The following is a 15,813-nucleotide window of genomic DNA, read 5'->3' as shown; positions in this document are numbered from 1 at the left end:
GATGCGGAAAATTACACAACGGTGGAACTTGTTCAGTCGCTTTTAACTCGCCGTATTGGACAGTTGGTGTGATGTCTCATTTGGCTCCCGCAATGTCTTGCCCTGCCCCCGATGTTCTTTCCATGGCGCACCTCGATGCGGCCGATCGCGACCAAATTCTGCGGGATGCGAACATCAATCCACGCACGGGCCTTGCGACCGATTACCTGAATCATTTTAATGAAGCCATCATGCTCCTGGAAATGATTCCGGATATGCCGGAATGCGCGGACGATTTCCTCGAGTGGCGTCCCCTGAGCTACCGTGAGCATTTCGCGGCCTCGAACCTCAAGGGCCGCGACCTCGCCATCAGCGTGTATGATTCGGCTAATCCAACGATCCGGGATAAATTCGACGGCATCACGGCTGCAATGACGTCGATCCTGACGGCCGTCGGAGACGCCATGCGGCAAGCCAAATCGGACAAAACCAGGGTGACCCTGGCGGAACAGGCGATCGGCTGGGTGAAGCCGCTGGTGACACATGCCGGTGGGGTCATCAACGGTCCGAGCGATGAGGCCGACGTCGACACCATCATGACCCAATGACCACGCAGACCCTGGTGTCCCGTCTCCGAATAACCGCCCCATTTGCAGCGCGCCCGCACGGTTATTCAGAGACGAAGGGACACCAGCAAGATAAAAATGCTGGTGTGGCTTTGTCTCGCAATTGTCGATAAGAGCCTGGCAGCAAGGGGGATCGACAATTGCGAGACGCCACACCAGCGAACAGACCTCAACTCGCCGTCAGCGCCGGCATCTTCCGCGACGGCAAGGTTCTCCTGGTCCGCCGCGCCCGCGAGCCGGCCAAAGGCATCTACACCTTCCCCGGCGGGCGCGTGGAATTCGGCGAGAGCCTGACCGAAGCCGTGGCCCGCGAGGTCCGCGAAGAAACCGGCCTCGTGATCGATATCGTCGGCCTTGCGGGCTGGCGCGAGGCGCTTCCTGCAAGAACCGGCGGCCTCGGCCACTTCGTGATCCTGCCGTTTGCCGCGCGCTGGGTCTCCGGCGAGATCATGCTCAATGATGAGCTGGACGACGCCCGCTGGCTGCCGCCCGATGATCTGGGTGGCCTCGCGATTACCACAGGGCTGGAAACCGTGATCGCCTCCGCACGCAAGATGGTCGGCGTCTGATCGAAGCGAGCTCTTCGCCTTGCTTCCGGCCCTTTGAACAGGCATATGGCTGCCTTCATGCTCAGCCGCATTTTCGCAATTTTCCTGATCGCCGCCCTGACTGTTCCGGTATCCGTCCGGGCGCAGGATGCGGCTGCGCCGTTCGACGGCGATCTGCTGCGGCTCGCTGAAATTCTCGGAACGCTGCATTACCTGCGCGGCATTTGCGGCGCCAACGAAGGCCAGAAATGGCGTGCTGAGATGCAGGCTCTGGTCGATGCCGAAACGCCGTCCGGCGCCCGGCGGTCGCGCATGATCGCAAGCTTCAACCGCGGCTATAATGGTTTTCAACAGACTTATCGGACCTGCACCCCGGCGGCGACGGTCGCAATCCGCCGTTATCTGGAAGAAGGCTCGAAAATTTCGCGCGATCTGACGGCCCGCTACGCGAATTAATTCCATTTCTTCAGACGGTTGCGCGCCTGCCCCCAAAGGGGGAACTTTCTGATAAACTGATTGCTTGCCGTTAACCTTTCCTAAAGAACTGCTCTAGGCGGCTCTCGCCCGCGTGCTAATGCTTGTGCAGTTTCAAGTTACCTAAATCCCACCGGACGCCCGTTACAGGTTTCAAAAATTCATGACCTACCGTTCTTATTTAACGTCCGGTCGCGACCTTTTGCCCGATCACGAGCAGAAGCAGGCTGCACTGAGTTATCTCAACGAGGCATGGGCGGAAGCCCGCCATGACGGCGTAGACGGCGATTGCCTCGCGCAAGCAAGCCTGTTCGCCGCATTTGCCGAACTGGTCGGCACCTATGGCGAGGACGCTGTTGCGACATTCGTGGAAGGTCTCGCCGGCCGTGTTCGCAGCGGCGAGTTTTCCATCGTCTCGTTCAAGCAGTAAATCGCAACCCTGAAGACCTCAGGGCTTCAGCGTTTCCAGGAAGCGCATCGTCTCGCCCGTCGACGGCGTTGCCAGTTCGCCCTGCCACATCACGCGCCGTCCGCGCACGAATGTGCCGACGGGCCAACCCTTCACCTTCACACCGTCATACGGCGTCCAGCCCGCCCGCGACGCCACCCATTTGTTGGTGATCGTCTCCTCACGCTTGAGATCAACGATGGTGAAGTCGGCATCGTAACCCGCCGCGATCCGTCCCTTGCAGGCGATGTTGAACAGCCGCGCCGGACCGGCACTGGTGAGATCGACAAAACGCGCCAGCGACAGCCGTCCTGCATTCACGTGATCGAGCATCACCGGTACCAGTGTCTGCACACCGGTCATGCCGGATGGCGAAGCCGGATAGGTCTTGGATTTCTCCTCGAGCGTATGCGGCGCATGATCGGATCCGAGAACATCCACGATGCCCTGTTCGATGCCGCGCCAAATCCCGTCGCGGTGGCTGGCATCGCGCACCGGCGGATTCATCTGCGCCAAGGTCCCGAGCCGTTCATAAGCTTCGGGAGCTGCCAATGTCAGGTGATGCGGCGTGGCCTCGCATGAGGCGACATCCTTGTGATCGCGCAGATACTCGATCTCTTCCTTGGTCGAGATGTGCAGAACATGGATGCGCTTGCCGGTCTCGCGCGCAAGATTTACCAATCGCTGCGTCGCCATCAGCGCCGCTATCTCATCGCGCCACACTGGATGTGAGCGGGCATCGCCTTCGATGCGATGTCCTTTGCGATCGTTGAGCCGGTACTCGTCTTCGGCGTGAAACGCGGCACGGCGCCGAATGACCTTGAAAATGCGCCGCAAACTCTCATCGTCTTCGACCAGCAGCGTGCCGGTCGAAGAGCCGATGAAAACCTTGACTCCGGCGCAGCCCGGCGCGCGCTCGAGCTCCGGCAGGTCCTGCACGTTCTCACGCGTCCCACCGATGAAGAACGCGTAGTCGCAATGCATGCGGTGATGGCCGGCTTTCACCTTGGCTGTGAAGGCTTCTTCCGTGACCGTGAGCGGATTGGTGTTCGGCATCTCGAACACGGCCGTGACACCGCCCATGACAGCGCTGCGCGAACCGGTTTCGAGATCTTCCTTGTGGGTCAGCCCCGGCTCACGGAAATGCACCTGGGTGTCCATCACGCCGGGCAGAACGTGCAGGCCTTTGCAGTCGATCACTTCGGCGGCACTGGCGGTTCCCAGCGCGCCGATCGCGGCGATACGCCCGCCGGATATACCGATATCGCGTATGCCCTCGCCATCCTGGTTGACGACGGTGCCGGATTTTAGAATCACATCAAATGTCTGGGCCACGCTCAAAGCTCGTCTTATGTTGACGCCCGGCTTTTCGGCGGGCCTTGTTGCCGGCACCTTAGCGCCTTACGTTGGGATGTAATATCGACCGGGTGCATTTCCCCAAAGAACTTCGGAAAATTCTCCATGAAAGCAGCGTTTCTGCCGAATCGCGGCGTCATCAAGGTCAGCGGAGACGATGCGCGCCGCTTTCTCGATGGTCTTGTCACCACCAATATCGAGCCGGTTCAGCCCGGAATTGGCCGATTTGGCGCGCTGCTGACGCCGCAGGGAAAGATCATCGCGGACTTTCTGGTGACGGAAGCACCCGCCGCCCACGGCGGCGGCTTTGTGTTCGACTGCCCTCTGGCGCTGGCACAATCTCTTGCCGACCGTCTCGGCTTCTACAAATTGCGCGCCAAGGTCACCGTCGAAAATCTCTCCTCCCAACTCGGCGTCCTCGCCGTCTGGGGCGGTGAACCGGCCACAAAGCCGGACCTCGCCTTCGCAGACCCACGCAGCTCGGAAATCGGGTGGCGCATTCTTGTGCCTGATGATCTTGCAGGCGCGACAGCGGCAGCGATTGGTGCTGAGCTCGTGAGCAACGAGGCCTATGAGGCGCATCGCATCGCCTGCGGCGTACCGAATGGCGGCACCGATTTCATCTATGGGGATGCGTTCCCACACGAGGCAAACATGGACCGCCTGCATGGCGTCGACTTCGACAAGGGATGTTATGTCGGACAGGAAGTTGTCTCGCGCATGGAGCATCGCGGCACTGCACGAACGCGCACCATTCGCGTGAAATTCGATGGACCGGCACCCGGTGTTGGCGTCAGCATCCTCGCGGGTGATAAACCGGTCGGCACCATGGGCTCGTCGGCGGAAGGACTTGGATTGGCACTGTTGCGCACAGATCGCGTGACCGACGCTCTTGATGCAGGATTGCCCTTGGTCGCGGGCGCCGCTCCCGTTAGCCTTGTTGCTCCCGACGATGTCCGCACCACACCGAAGAAAGCCTCCGCATGACCCGCGCGCGTCTGCACGACGATGGCCTGCATCGCTGTCCATGGCCCGGTGAGGATCCGCTCTACATTGCCTATCACGACACCGAATGGGGCGTTCCGGAATGGGATGACCGGGCGCTGTTCGAGAAACTCATTCTCGACGGCTTCCAGGCCGGATTGTCGTGGATCACCATCTTGCGCAAGCGCGACAACTTCCGCAAAGCGTTCGACGATTTCGAGCCTGCCAAGATCGTGCGCTACAGCGACAAGAAAATCGCAGCGCTGATGAATGACGCCGGTATCGTGCGGAACCGCGCCAAGATCGAGGGCACGGTCAACAGCGCGAAGGCCTACCTGAAAATCATGGAGGAAGGTCCCGGCTTTTCAGCCTTTCTGTGGGATTTCGTCGACGGCAAGCCCAAGATCAACAATTTCAAGACCACCGCATCCGTGCCCGCGGCGACGCCGATCTCAACGAAGATGTCGAAAGAACTTGTCGCCCGCGGTTTCAAATTCGTCGGGCCAACGATCGTCTACGCCTTCATGCAGGCCACCGGCATGGTCAACGATCATCTTGTCACGTGTCATTGCCACGAATCGTGCGGCAAGGCGAAGCGCCCGGCGCGCCTGAAAGTGAAATGAGCTCCCGAAAATCTTCCAGCTCAACGGCACGGGCATGGCAACGAATGCTGTCCGGACGCCGTCTTGATCTGCTTGATCCCTCGCCGCTCGATATCGAGGTCGAGGATATCGCGCATGGTCTGGCGCGTGTCGCCCGCTGGAACGGCCAAACGCATGGCGCGCACATTTTCTCGGTGGCGCAGCATACGCTGCTTGTCGAAGCGGTGTTGCGCACCCAGAATCCGCGCATCGATCATGAGATACGGCTCGCAGCGATGCTGCACGATGCGCCGGAATATGTGATCGGCGACATGATTTCGCCGTTCAAGGCTGTGATCGGCGGCTCCTACAAGGTCGTGGAAAAGCGCCTGCTCGCCGCTATCCACATCCGGTTCGGATTGCCCGCTGTGCTGCCCGATGAGATCGAGCAGCAGATCAAAGCCGCCGACATAGGCGCAGCCTATCTTGAAGCCACTCACATTGCGGGCTTCTCGGAGGCGGAAGCAAAACGCCTGTTCGGCCGTGACCCCAAATTGCCGGCGGCGAGCGAGCGCGACTATGTGACACCGTGGTCAGCCGGCCGGGCCGAAAAGCAGTTCCTGGCCCGCTTCAAGACATTGTTCAAATAGCCTTCGCGGTGGCGGTTTGCGGCGCGGATGCCTATAATTGCCGTCACTAGTCAGAAGGCCTGCCATGATCCACGTTTGTTCGCTCGCTGCCCTGCCCGCAACTGTTGAAGCCACCGGCGCACGCCATATCCTCACCGTCATGGGCAATGTCAGCAAGGTGGTGCGTCCGGCTTCGGTGCAGGAGGCCAATCACCTGCTGATCTCGATGGACGACATCACCGAACCTGCGGAAGGTTTCGTCGTGCCGTCCGAAGCTCACATCATGCGAGCTTTGACCTTCATTCGCGGATGGGATCGCGCGGCGCCGATGGTGATCCACTGCTATGCCGGGATCAGCCGTTCGTCCGCAAGTGCGTTCATGGCCGCGTGCGCCCTCAATCCGCATCGCGATGAAGCTGCGATCGCCCGGCAGATCCGCACGGCATCACCGAGCGCCTTTCCCAATCGGCTGATTGTGACGCTCGCCGATCGCGTGCTCGGCCGGGACGGCCGCATGATCCGCGCACTGGATGAGATGGGGCCAGGCAACATGAGTGTCGAAGGCCGGCCGTTTCGCGTCGATCTTGAATAAGCGCACGGTCCCATGCGAATGACCGAGGTGCCATGATCGACAAAGTTCTCATTCCGATCGAGATCGGATTGACGGCCGCTATCGTCTCCTTCGATGGCAATGAGCCGCTCATTCTGACGGCACCGGGCGGCGATGGCGAGAAACTCGCAGGGTTACCTTTCGGCCCATTCGATGCCGTGACTCATCGCACGTTCGAAATCGGCCTGCGTGCGTGGGTGCAGGAACAGACGGGTTTGCGGCTGGGTTACGCGGAACAGCTTTACACATTTGGCGATCGTGGACGTCACGCCCAGCGCGGCGACACCGACGCGCATGTCGCCTCCGTCGGCTATCTGGCACTGACGCGTGCGGCGGACAACACATCGAAACCGCAGGTGGCGGGAGCCACGTTTGAGCCCTGGTATCGATATTTTCCCTGGGAAGATTGGCGTGAGGAGCGCCCCGCCCTCATCGAGAAGGACATCCTTCCGGCGCTGCGCGACTGGGCCGCGCAATCTGAAACATCAAATGCCGAGCGTGCCTTGGCGCGCGGCGACCGTGTCAGGCTTTATTTCGGTATCGACGGCGCGCACTGGGATGAAGAGCGGGTCCTCGACCGCTACGAACTGCTCTACGAGGCGGGACTGATCGAGGAATCCCGGCGCGACGGCCGGCCCGCGGCGTTGGCGCGAGATGTATTGCCGCCGCTCGGTATCGCGATGCGGTTCGATCACCGGCGGATTCTTGCGACCGCCATCGCGCGGCTGCGCGCCAAGCTGAAATATCGCCCCGTCGTTTTTGAACTTCTTCCCTCCGAATTCACACTCACAGATCTGCAGCGCACCGTCGAAGCCATCTCGGGGCGTCATTTGCACAAGCAAAACTTCCGCCGGCTGGTGGATGCAGGTGCGCTGGTCGAGCCGACCGGTGAAATGTCCACCCAGACGGGCGGGCGGCCTGCCGCGCTATTTCGTTTCCGACGCGAAGTTTTGCAGGAACGCCCCGCGCCAGGTTTGCGCGTGCGGGGACGCCGATAGACATTTCAAGGGGCGGCCTGTCGGGGCCGCTTAAGCATTGCGTCACCGGATCTCGGCGCACAGACCGGGTCGGATGACGCAGGGGGGATTGATGGAAACCATTGCTTTTCTCATTGCGCTCTTTGCTGTCTTCGTCGCCCGCAAGGCCAACAAAAGATCTCTCGAGCTCACGGCACGGCTCAGCCAACTGGAAGCATCGATCGCCGGCGGGATTCCGCGCACATCTGCGACGTCGATCTTGGATACTCCGGCTGCACCACCGATCTCTCCAGAGCCCGCAGAAACGGCCGCAACGGTGTCACCACCACCGTTCACTTCTGCAGCTCCGGCTGACTCTGTCGAGACACCCGCACAACCCGCTCAGCCCGACGTTTCCTCGTCCGGCACGTCGCCCGAACAAGCGGTTGCGACACGACCCGGGTTGGAGGAACGGCTCGGGACGCGCTGGGTGGTCTGGATCGGTGGCTTGACGCTCGCACTGGGTGGCTTGTTCCTGGTCAAGTATTCCATCGAGGCTGGCCTGCTCGGCCCCGGCGTGCGCGTCTTGCTCGGTGGCCTGTTCGCATTGGGGTTACTTGGCGGCGGCGAATTTACGCGCCGCAAAGAAAACGCATCGTCAGCATCCCCATCAACCATCGCCAACATCCCAGCCATTCTCACAGCAGCGGGCACGGCCGTAGCATTTGCGACGGTCTATGCCGCTTACGCGCTCTACGGATTTCTCGCACCTCCCGTCGCGTTCGGACTTCTCGGACTTGTCGCACTGGGAACACTGGCTGCAGCGTTGTTGCACGGGCCGGCGCTGGCAGGCCTCGGCGTGATCGGCGCATTCATCACGCCGGTTCTGGTGTCATCGGACGCGCCGGATCACTGGGCGCTTTACATTTACATCGCAATTGTCACCGCCGCCGCCTTTGGCCTCGCCCGCATCCGCTTGTGGCGATGGCTTGCCCTGACGACCATTGCGTTCGGCGTCGCGTGGATGATGTTCGACATTTCGGACCCGGAAACGCTTGCGCCCCACGCCTTCGACATCATCGTGAGTTTTGCGCTCGCCGCTTTGCTTGTGGTGACCGGATTCATGTTCGGGCCTTCCCGTGAGCCCGGACGCATCGAACCGGTCTCGTCCATTTCGCTGACGGCGTTCCTGTTTGGCGCAATGGCGCTGGTACTGACCACCAATCATGCCAGTGCCGCGATGATTGTCTTTGCGTTGCTGGTCGCTGCGACCATTGCCATCGTCTGGCGTGCTGAGTCCGCCACCAGTTCCATTGGAGCAGCAGCCCTCTTTGTCTTCGTCGTGTTTGCGGAATGGGCGATCCGTGCCAATCCTGATCTTGCCGTCGTTCCCGGCGGTGCGATGCCCGGAATCGGCTCTCGTGCAGATGACGGGTCCATCAGTCTCCATCTGACCACTGCGGCGGGCTTTGCCGCAGCCTTCGGGATTGCCGGGTTTCTCGCACAGGGCCGCTCCATCAGCGCGATCGTTCCGGTCGTCTGGTCTGCCGCGGGTGTGTTCACGCCGCTGGCCTTGCTGGTTGCTCTTTATGCCCGCATTGCCCACCTCGACCGCTCTATTCCCTTCGCGGTTGTCGCTGTCGCACTAGCTGCGGCATTTGCGGCGGCAACCGAACTTCTGGCCAAACGCGACGCGCGTCCCGGTCAGATGATCTCGACCGCGCTGTTCGCAACAGGCACCCTTGCGGCACTGGCCCTGGCCTTCACCTTCGCGCTTGAAAAGGGGTGGTTGACGATTGCACTCGCGCTGATGTCGCTGGGCACCGCCTGGATCTCGATGCAGCGTCCGATCCCTTTCCTGCGTTCGCTCGCAGCCATTCTCGCCGGCATTGTTGTGCTGCGCATCGGATACGAGCCTCGGATCGTCGGCAACGACGTCGGCACCACGCCGATCTTCAACTGGCTCCTGCTCGGCTACGGGATACCCGCGCTGTCGTTCTGGTTGGCGAGTATCTTCATGCGCCGCCGCGCTGACGATGCTCCACTCCGTGCGGTGGAATCCGCGGCGATCCTCTTCACCGTGCTGCTGGCGTTCGTGGAGATTCGTCACTTCATCAACAACGGCGACATCTATCGTGCATCATCCGGACTGACAGAAGTCGCATTGCAGGTGTGTGTCGCCCTGGCCATGGCACTCGGCCTGAGCGGCTGCGTGTTCGGTCTGGCAGCATCGTTCACAACGTCTCCGCGATATTGCTCACCGTGCTCGCAGGCGTCGCGATCGTCGGCGGCCTGTTCGTGCTGGAAAATCCGATGATCTGGCCGATCCGCGTCGAGGGAGCATTCGTCAATGTGCTCCTGCTCGGTTATGCGATGCCCGCGATCCTGGCGTTGCTGTTGTCTTATGCGGTCGCCGGACGACGGCCGGCCGCTTATGCCCATACCATTGCGGCAGGCGCACTGGTCTTAGCGTTGGCATACGTGACGTTCCAGATCCGCCGTCTCTATCATGGCCCGCTGATGAGTTATGGAGCGACCTTGGATGTGGAGCAGTATACCTATTCCGTCGCGTGGCTAGCGCTGGGAGTGATCCTGCTCGGTGCAGGGCTGCTGCTGCCTTCACAGCGGGCGAGACTTGCCTCGGCAGTGATCATCGCGCTTACGGTCTTGAAAGTGTTTCTGATCGATATGTCGAACTTGACCGGCGCCTATCGCGCGTTCTCCTTCATCGGTCTGGGCCTGGTGCTCGTTGCCATCGGCTGGCTGTATCAGCGCCTCCTGTTCAAGCAGACGCGCGCAACTCCACCGGCGACACCTGCCGCCGGTTCATGAGTCATTTTCTTCAGACAACCTTACGGTGCTGTTCGATTTGACGAGATGATGCTGTAGGTCTGCCGGGCTTACTCGGCAGACGAACGACGCAACTCGAGCTCAGGCTCATGCCGGACCGAAGGCGTGTGCGCAGGCTCCGGACGCGTGGCATCGGCCGATCGTGTCGGAGACGGCGGACGCAGCGAGCGCGGGCGAGAGATCGCGCGCGCAAGAAATACGCGGCCATTGCCCTGACGGCGGAAATCGCAATATGCGAAGCCCAGGCCAGACACGGAGCCGCGGAAACTCACATTGTCATTCTTGTTCAGATTGAAACACGGGTCGAACGGCATCCCCTTGATGGAGGCGCAGATCTGCTGGCCTCGCACCTGGATCGTGTTGACTGGCAGACGCATGTGGCGCATTGCGCCCGCGCCGCCGAACTGAACCGCACCCTGGGCCGAACCGTCGTCGAGGATCTTGCCCATGCCCTTCGTGCCATCGAAGCAGTTGAAGGAAAACAATTTGCCGGCGACGAATTTACGGGCTTCATCCGCATTCATGGTTTCGGCGAGAGCAGGAACCGTCACCGCCCCAGCAAGAAGGGCTCCCAAAACGATACGCGTGAGCATACGGCGACTCCACTGACTAAACTTGCGAGTACGGCAAGCCGTCCAAGATCAATCCTGGCCGGTTTACCCCTTAACCCACTGATTACCATACTAACCATGGCAACATTGGCGCAGTATGGTTTGTAAAATCTGAACGTCCTCAGGAAATTTTCACCACAAGTCGGCCGCGCACCTGGCCGGCAAGGATCTTCGGGCCGATATCGAAGACATCCTCAAGACCAACTTCCTGAGTGATTTCAGCAAGTTTGGCGTGATCGAGATCCGTCGCAAGGCGTCCCCAGGCCTCCCTGCGGGGGCCGATCGGGCACATCACGGAATCGATGCCCAAAAGGCACACTCCACGCAAAATGAAGGGGGCGACGGACGACGGCAGGTCCATGCCGCCAGCAAGACCACACGCGGCAATCGCACCACGATACTTCGTCATGGAGAGCAGGTTGGCCAGCGTGGTCGAGCCAACGCTGTCGATGCCGCCTGCCCAGCGCTCCTTCGCAAGCGGCTTTCCGGGTGCCGACAGTTCATTCCGATCGATGATCTCGGCTGCGCCCAAATCCTTCAAGTAACCGCTCTCAGCTGAACGGCCGGTCGAGGCGATGACGTGAAAACCGAGCTTCGCCAGCAGCGCGACCGCGACCGATCCCACCCCGCCTGCAGCGCCTGTGACCACGATCGGTCCGTCTTTCGGCGTGAGGCCGTGCTTTTCCAGAGCCAGCACGGACAGCATCGCGGTGAAGCCTGCGGTGCCGATCGCCATGGCTTGCTGCGTCGTCATGCCGTCCGGCAGGCGCACGAGCCAGTCGCCTTTCACGCGGGCCTTCTCGGCATAGGCGCCCAGATGCGTTTCACCCAAGCCCCATCCCGTGGAGACGACCTTGTCGCCTGCCTTCCAGGCCGGATGCGAGGACTGCAGAACGGTGCCGGCGAAATCCACGCCTGCGATCATCGGAAAGCGGCGGACCACCGGTGACTTGCCGGTGAGTGCAAGGCCATCCTTGTAATTGACGGTCGACCATTCGACGGCAACGGTCACGTCGCCGTCCATCAGCTCCGCTTCGTCGAACTGCGTCAGCGCCGCCGTGGTGCCCTTTTCAGCCTTGTCGATTCTGATTGCTTTGAACGTTCCCACGACGCGCTCCCGTGCTTGTATCCTTATGAGACCGTCTTAGAGGCAGCTCGCTTCAATTCCAACCCGTGACCTTTCGCCGGCTCGATGCAATTCAGCGATGCGGAATTATTTGGTATGCCATCTGGCGCAACCGTCAAAGACCTGTTATATTTGTTTTGCTCGTAATGAGGATAAGTAATCCGTAATGATCGAGCCAGGAACGATGACTCCCTCGCGACGTCGTTCTTGAGTATCCGCTGAGTTTGGAACCGGCCCGAAAGGCCGGATTTCTCAATACCCAAATATGCTCAAATTGAGCATATGAAAGACTGGGACTGGGAGGCTGCGATGCCTATCTCTGGAATTTACGGCCCTAACGATTTTGGCAATTCGCCCCATTTGCCGGCCGGCGGACAAGGCCGTGCGCCCATCTCTGATGCAGAGCGTGCACGTGCGCTGCCGATGCCGTCACTGGAATGGACGCCGGAAGTCGAACGCGAAACCGCACACCTCTACGAGCGGGTGAAGAACGTCGTTCCTGAAATCGAATGGCCGTTCATGGCGCCTTATGTGAAGGCCATCAACGACCTCAAGAAACAACGCAACGCGGTGATCCTGGCGCACAATTATCAGACGCCGGAGATCTTCCACTGCGTCTCCGACATCGGCGGCGATTCGCTGCAGCTTGCGCGCGAAGCCACCAAGGTGAAGGAAAAGGTCATCGTCCAGTGCGGCGTGCATTTCATGGCCGAGACCTCGAAGATCCTGAACCCGGACAAGACAATCCTCATTCCGGATTCACGTGCCGGCTGTTCGCTGGCGTCGTCGATCACCGGTGCGGATGTCCGCCTGTTGCGCGAACGCTTTCCGGGCGTACCGGTCGTCGCCTACGTCAACACATCTGCCGACGTGAAGGCCGAGGTCGACATCTGCTGCACGTCGTCCAACGCCGTGCAGGTGGTGGAAAGCCTCAACAGCGACACCGTGATCTTCCTGCCCGACCAGTATCTGGCGAAGTATGTCGCCTCGAAGACCGACGTGAAGATCATCGCCTGGAAGGGCGCCTGCGAAGTGCATGAGCGCTTCACAGGCGACGAACTGCGCACCTATCGCGAATCCGATCCGAGCGTGCAGATCATCGCACACCCGGAGTGTCCGCCGGACGTGATCGCAGAGGCGGATTTCACCGGCTCGACCGCACACATGATCGACTGGGTGCGCAAGCATCAGCCCAAGCGCATCGTGATGGTCACCGAATGCTCGATGGCCGACAACGTGCAGGCCGAGCTGCCGAATGTCGACTTCGTGCGTCCGTGCAATCTGTGCCCGCACATGAAGCGCATCACGCTGCCGAAGATCCTCGACAGTCTGGTTTACATGCGTGAGGAAGTGACCATCGACCCGATGATCATCGACAAGGCGCGTCGCTCGGTCGAGCGAATGATCAACCTGAAGAATTGATCGCGCGAATACGCGATAACAACAAAGGCCTGATCGCCATCGAGACATGAGTGGCCGGACGTCTCCGGCCACCACCGTCAAAAGCCGGTCAGTTGTTCGCCCCTTCGAAGGCGCTCAGCCATGACAACACTCGAAAATGCTTTTTCGCCTTCGGCAAACAACGTCGTCATCGTTGGCGGTGGTTTGGCCGGTCTTTTTTGCGCGCTGAAGCTCGCTCCGCGGCCTGTGACTGTGATCTCGGCGGCGCCGCTGGGCGAAGGCGCTTCCAGCGCCTGGGCTCAGGGCGGCATCGCCGCAGCGGTGGCCGAAGGCGACAGCGCAGAATCTCACGCAGCCGACACGGTCGCTGTCGGCGGCGGCATTGTCGATGAGGAGATTGCGCTTGGGCTGGCACGGGAAGCCGGCGCGCGCATCCATGATCTGCTCGCCTATGGCGTACCGTTCGACCGCGACCTGGAAGGACGGCTTGCGGTCGGCCGTGAAGCCGCTCACTCCGCGCGCCGCATCGTCCACGTTCAGGGCGACATGGCCGGCAAGGCCATCATCGCGGCGCTGGTTGAAGGCGTGCGCAAGACGCCATCGATCCGCGTCATCGAAGGGTATGCCGCCGAAGCGCTGTTGACGGAAAACAGCGAAGTCGCCGGCCTGCAGGTGCGCAAGACCGGAGATGCTGCGTCGAAGCCGGTCACGATCGCCTCCTCGGCTATTGTGCTCGCGACGGGCGGCATCGGACACCTTTACGCGGTCACGACGAACCCAGTTGAGGCCAGCGGCCTTGGCCTTGCCATTGCGGCGCGCGCCGGAGCGATCATCGCGGATCCCGAATTCGTGCAGTTTCATCCCACCGCCATCATGGTCGGCAAAGACCCCGCTCCGCTCGCCACCGAAGCGTTGCGCGGCGAAGGCGCGACGTTGGTCAACAGCAAAGGCGAGCGCTTCATGGTGGCGCTGAACCCGCTCGCCGAACTCGCCCCCCGGGACATCGTGGCGCGCGGTGTGTTCGCTGAAATCGCCGCCGGACGTGGCGCCTTTCTCGACGCGACACAGGCTTTGGGCGCTCGTTTCGCCCAGAAATTCCCGACGGTCTACGCGAGCTGCCTGGCGGCCGGTATCGATCCCGCTCAACAACCGATCCCGATTGCGCCAGCCGCGCACTACCACATGGGTGGCATCGCCGTGGACAAGCGCGGCCGGACATCGATCAAGGGGCTCTGGGCCGGCGGCGAAGTGTCAAGCACCGGCGCGCACGGCGCCAATCGCCTCGCCTCCAACTCGCTGCTCGAGGCGGTCGTCTATGCCGCACGCATCGCGGAAGACATCGATGGCCAGACGTTCAACACGCCGCGCGTATCGCACACTAAACCGGTATTGTCCGAAAATAGCGCCATGCCGGCGTCTGCCGAAGCGGATCTCCGCGCGATGATGTCGTCCCATGTCGGCGTGATCCGCGATGCCGATCATCTTGCCGACGCGATCCAGACGTTTGCAGCGCTTGAACAAACCGCCACCAACACCTCGCTGCGGAACATGGCAACCACCGCCCTGATCGTTGCAGCCTCGGCTTGGGCACGGCGGGAAAGCCGTGGCGCGCATTTCCGTTCAGACTATCCGGCTGAAGATCCCGCGCAGAAGAAGCGAACCATGACGACCCTCGATGATGCGCGTCAGGTCGCCGCTGGAATGATTGCCCCCTCCATCAAAAAACGCTCGATGGGAGCCTGACGTGACCGAAGTGCTCGATCCCGCCGAACTGTTGCATCCGGATGCCTTTCTCTCACCGCTGGCCATCGATGACGCGGTTAAACGCGCGCTTGAGGAAGACCTTGGGCGCGCCGGCGACGTCACCTCGATCGCGACCATTCCGCCGGACGTCCATGCCCACGCCGTCCTTGTGGCCCGGCAGGCCGGCGTGATTGCGGGATTGCCGCTCGCGGTCGCAACCTTTCAGCGGCTTTCGGCTGACATCAACATTCAGGCGCACGTGCATGACGGCGGCGCCGTCGCCAAAGGCGTCCATGTGTTGACGATCTCCGGCCCGGCGCGGGCCGTGCTGGCCGGCGAGCGCACGGCTCTGAACTTCGTCGGCCGGATGTCAGGCATCGCGACGCTGACGTCGGATTATGTGCGCCATACCAGCGGCACCAAGCTGCGTATCTGCTGCACGCGAAAGACCACACCGGGCTTGCGTGCGCTGGAGAAATACGCCGTGCGCTGCGGCGGCGGATTTAATCACCGCTTCGGGCTCGATGACGCGATCCTGATCAAGGACAACCACATTGCAGTCGCAGGCGGTGTGAAGGCCGTCCTGCAACGCGCGCGCGCACACGCCGGTCATCTGGTGAAGATCGAGATCGAGGTCGATACGCTTGATCAGTTGCGCGAAGTGCTGGAGACGGGGCTCGCGGATGTCGTGATGCTCGACAACATGAACCTCATCGCATTGCGCGAGGCCGTGAAGATCGCCGACGGGCGCGTTGTGTTAGAGGTCTCCGGCGGCGTCTCGTTGTCCTCGATCGCAGACATCGCCAGAACCGGCGTCGACTATGCGTCCGCCGGTGCACTCACGCACTCCGCACCGAACTTCGATGTCGCCCTGGATATCGACGCGTAACT

At 61.3% G+C, this 15,813-nt stretch carries 15 protein-coding genes and 1 pseudogene; 13 read left to right on the top strand and 3 right to left on the bottom strand.

What is annotated here, in order from left to right; genetic code table 11:
- The first annotated feature begins 122 nt into the window (after window positions 1-122).
- From ACP0KA_RS15230 to ACP0KA_RS15215, 4 genes are all read left to right on the top strand, one after another.
- On the top strand, window positions 123-587 hold the full coding sequence (locus ACP0KA_RS15230) for a hypothetical protein (RefSeq protein WP_424629589.1): 465 nt from the start codon (window positions 123-125) through the stop codon (window positions 585-587).
- Window positions 588-745: 158 nt separating this feature from the next.
- The gene (locus ACP0KA_RS15225) at window positions 746-1,174 is read left to right on the top strand and encodes an NUDIX hydrolase (RefSeq protein WP_424629588.1); all 429 of its coding nucleotides are present in this window, start codon (window positions 746-748) and stop codon (window positions 1,172-1,174) included.
- Between the two features lie 57 nt (window positions 1,175-1,231).
- Window positions 1,232-1,609, top strand: a complete 378-nt coding sequence (locus tag ACP0KA_RS15220) for a TIGR02301 family protein (RefSeq protein ID WP_424631615.1) — start codon at window positions 1,232-1,234, stop codon at window positions 1,607-1,609.
- A gap of 181 nt (window positions 1,610-1,790) precedes the next feature.
- Complete coding sequence (locus ACP0KA_RS15215) at window positions 1,791-2,057, top strand: hypothetical protein (RefSeq protein ID WP_424629587.1); 267 nt, start codon at window positions 1,791-1,793, stop codon at window positions 2,055-2,057.
- 18 nt (window positions 2,058-2,075) lie between these two features.
- On the opposite strand, the gene ACP0KA_RS15210 is transcribed toward ACP0KA_RS15215, so the two are convergent.
- Entirely contained in the window at window positions 2,076-3,410 is a 1,335-nt protein-coding gene (locus tag ACP0KA_RS15210) for a dihydroorotase (protein ID WP_424629586.1), read from the bottom strand.
- A gap of 126 nt (window positions 3,411-3,536) precedes the next feature.
- Here ACP0KA_RS15210 and ACP0KA_RS15205 point away from each other — a divergent pair, with 126 nt between their 5' ends.
- The 6 genes and pseudogenes from ACP0KA_RS15205 (at window position 3,537) to ACP0KA_RS15180 (ending at window position 10,023) form a co-directional block, all read left to right on the top strand.
- The gene (locus ACP0KA_RS15205; RefSeq protein ID WP_424629585.1) at window positions 3,537-4,418 is read left to right on the top strand and encodes a YgfZ/GcvT domain-containing protein; all 882 of its coding nucleotides are present in this window, start codon (window positions 3,537-3,539) and stop codon (window positions 4,416-4,418) included.
- A complete protein-coding gene (locus ACP0KA_RS15200; RefSeq protein WP_424629584.1) occupies window positions 4,415-5,038 on the top strand; it encodes a DNA-3-methyladenine glycosylase I in 624 nt (207 codons plus the stop codon). The genes ACP0KA_RS15205 and ACP0KA_RS15200 overlap by 4 nt, the downstream gene beginning before the upstream one ends.
- The gene (locus tag ACP0KA_RS15195; RefSeq protein ID WP_424629583.1) at window positions 5,035-5,646 is read left to right on the top strand and encodes a YfbR-like 5'-deoxynucleotidase; all 612 of its coding nucleotides are present in this window, start codon (window positions 5,035-5,037) and stop codon (window positions 5,644-5,646) included. The genes ACP0KA_RS15200 and ACP0KA_RS15195 overlap by 4 nt, the downstream gene beginning before the upstream one ends.
- A gap of 64 nt (window positions 5,647-5,710) precedes the next feature.
- On the top strand, window positions 5,711-6,217 hold the full coding sequence (locus ACP0KA_RS15190) for a tyrosine phosphatase family protein (protein ID WP_424629582.1): 507 nt from the start codon (window positions 5,711-5,713) through the stop codon (window positions 6,215-6,217).
- A 32-nt stretch (window positions 6,218-6,249) separates the two neighbouring features.
- Window positions 6,250-7,233 carry an NUDIX hydrolase gene (locus tag ACP0KA_RS15185; RefSeq protein ID WP_424629581.1) on the top strand — a complete coding sequence of 328 codons (984 nt, stop codon included), beginning with the start codon at window positions 6,250-6,252 and terminating at the stop codon, window positions 7,231-7,233.
- A gap of 91 nt (window positions 7,234-7,324) precedes the next feature.
- Window positions 7,325-10,023, top strand: a pseudogene (locus tag ACP0KA_RS15180) (DUF2339 domain-containing protein).
- 68 nt (window positions 10,024-10,091) lie between these two features.
- Here the strand turns inward: ACP0KA_RS15180 and ACP0KA_RS15175 are convergent.
- Window positions 10,092-10,634 (bottom strand): hypothetical protein, encoded by a 543-nt coding sequence (locus ACP0KA_RS15175; RefSeq protein WP_424629580.1) that lies wholly within the window; start codon window positions 10,632-10,634, stop codon window positions 10,092-10,094.
- 139 nt (window positions 10,635-10,773) lie between these two features.
- Window positions 10,774-11,760 carry an MDR family oxidoreductase gene (locus ACP0KA_RS15170; RefSeq protein WP_424629579.1) on the bottom strand — a complete coding sequence of 329 codons (987 nt, stop codon included), beginning with the start codon at window positions 11,758-11,760 and terminating at the stop codon, window positions 10,774-10,776.
- A gap of 327 nt (window positions 11,761-12,087) precedes the next feature.
- On the opposite strand from ACP0KA_RS15170, the gene nadA reads away from it, so the two are divergent.
- The 3 genes from nadA (at window position 12,088) to nadC (ending at window position 15,811) form a co-directional block, all read left to right on the top strand.
- Window positions 12,088-13,200 carry a quinolinate synthase NadA gene (gene nadA / locus ACP0KA_RS15165; protein ID WP_424629578.1) on the top strand — a complete coding sequence of 371 codons (1,113 nt, stop codon included), beginning with the start codon at window positions 12,088-12,090 and terminating at the stop codon, window positions 13,198-13,200.
- A 120-nt stretch (window positions 13,201-13,320) separates the two neighbouring features.
- Window positions 13,321-14,922, top strand: coding sequence for an L-aspartate oxidase (locus tag ACP0KA_RS15160; RefSeq protein WP_424629577.1), 1,602 nt, complete (start codon window positions 13,321-13,323; stop codon window positions 14,920-14,922).
- A 1-nt stretch (window position 14,923) separates the two neighbouring features.
- Complete coding sequence (gene nadC / locus ACP0KA_RS15155; RefSeq protein WP_424629576.1) at window positions 14,924-15,811, top strand: carboxylating nicotinate-nucleotide diphosphorylase; 888 nt, start codon at window positions 14,924-14,926, stop codon at window positions 15,809-15,811.
- Window positions 15,812-15,813: the final 2 nt, after the last annotated feature.

Source organism: Bradyrhizobium sp. SYSU BS000235, from assembly GCF_049747295.1.
Classification (GTDB): domain Bacteria; phylum Pseudomonadota; class Alphaproteobacteria; order Rhizobiales; family Xanthobacteraceae; genus Afipia.
Note: the sequence above shows the minus strand (reverse complement) of the source record. Positions and strands in the feature narration are given on the sequence as shown.

Excerpts from the sequence above, each read along its gene's own strand:
- ACP0KA_RS15220 (WP_424631615.1), top strand. The coding sequence starts at position 1,232 with ATGCTCAGCCGCATTTTCGCAATTTTCCTGATCGCCGCCCTGACTGTT.
- ACP0KA_RS15205 (WP_424629585.1), top strand. The coding sequence starts at position 3,537 with ATGAAAGCAGCGTTTCTGCCGAATCGCGGCGTCATCAAGGTCAGCGGA.
- ACP0KA_RS15200 (WP_424629584.1), top strand. The coding sequence starts at position 4,415 with ATGACCCGCGCGCGTCTGCACGACGATGGCCTGCATCGCTGTCCATGG.
- ACP0KA_RS15175 (WP_424629580.1), bottom strand. The coding sequence starts at position 10,634 with ATGCTCACGCGTATCGTTTTGGGAGCCCTTCTTGCTGGGGCGGTGACG.
- ACP0KA_RS15160 (WP_424629577.1), top strand. The coding sequence starts at position 13,321 with ATGACAACACTCGAAAATGCTTTTTCGCCTTCGGCAAACAACGTCGTC.
- ACP0KA_RS15215 (WP_424629587.1), top strand. The coding sequence starts at position 1,791 with ATGACCTACCGTTCTTATTTAACGTCCGGTCGCGACCTTTTGCCCGAT.
- ACP0KA_RS15195 (WP_424629583.1), top strand. The coding sequence starts at position 5,035 with ATGAGCTCCCGAAAATCTTCCAGCTCAACGGCACGGGCATGGCAACGA.
- ACP0KA_RS15190 (WP_424629582.1), top strand. The coding sequence starts at position 5,711 with ATGATCCACGTTTGTTCGCTCGCTGCCCTGCCCGCAACTGTTGAAGCC.
- ACP0KA_RS15185 (WP_424629581.1), top strand. The coding sequence starts at position 6,250 with ATGATCGACAAAGTTCTCATTCCGATCGAGATCGGATTGACGGCCGCT.
- nadA (WP_424629578.1), top strand. The coding sequence starts at position 12,088 with ATGCCTATCTCTGGAATTTACGGCCCTAACGATTTTGGCAATTCGCCC.
- ACP0KA_RS15230 (WP_424629589.1), top strand. The coding sequence starts at position 123 with ATGGCGCACCTCGATGCGGCCGATCGCGACCAAATTCTGCGGGATGCG.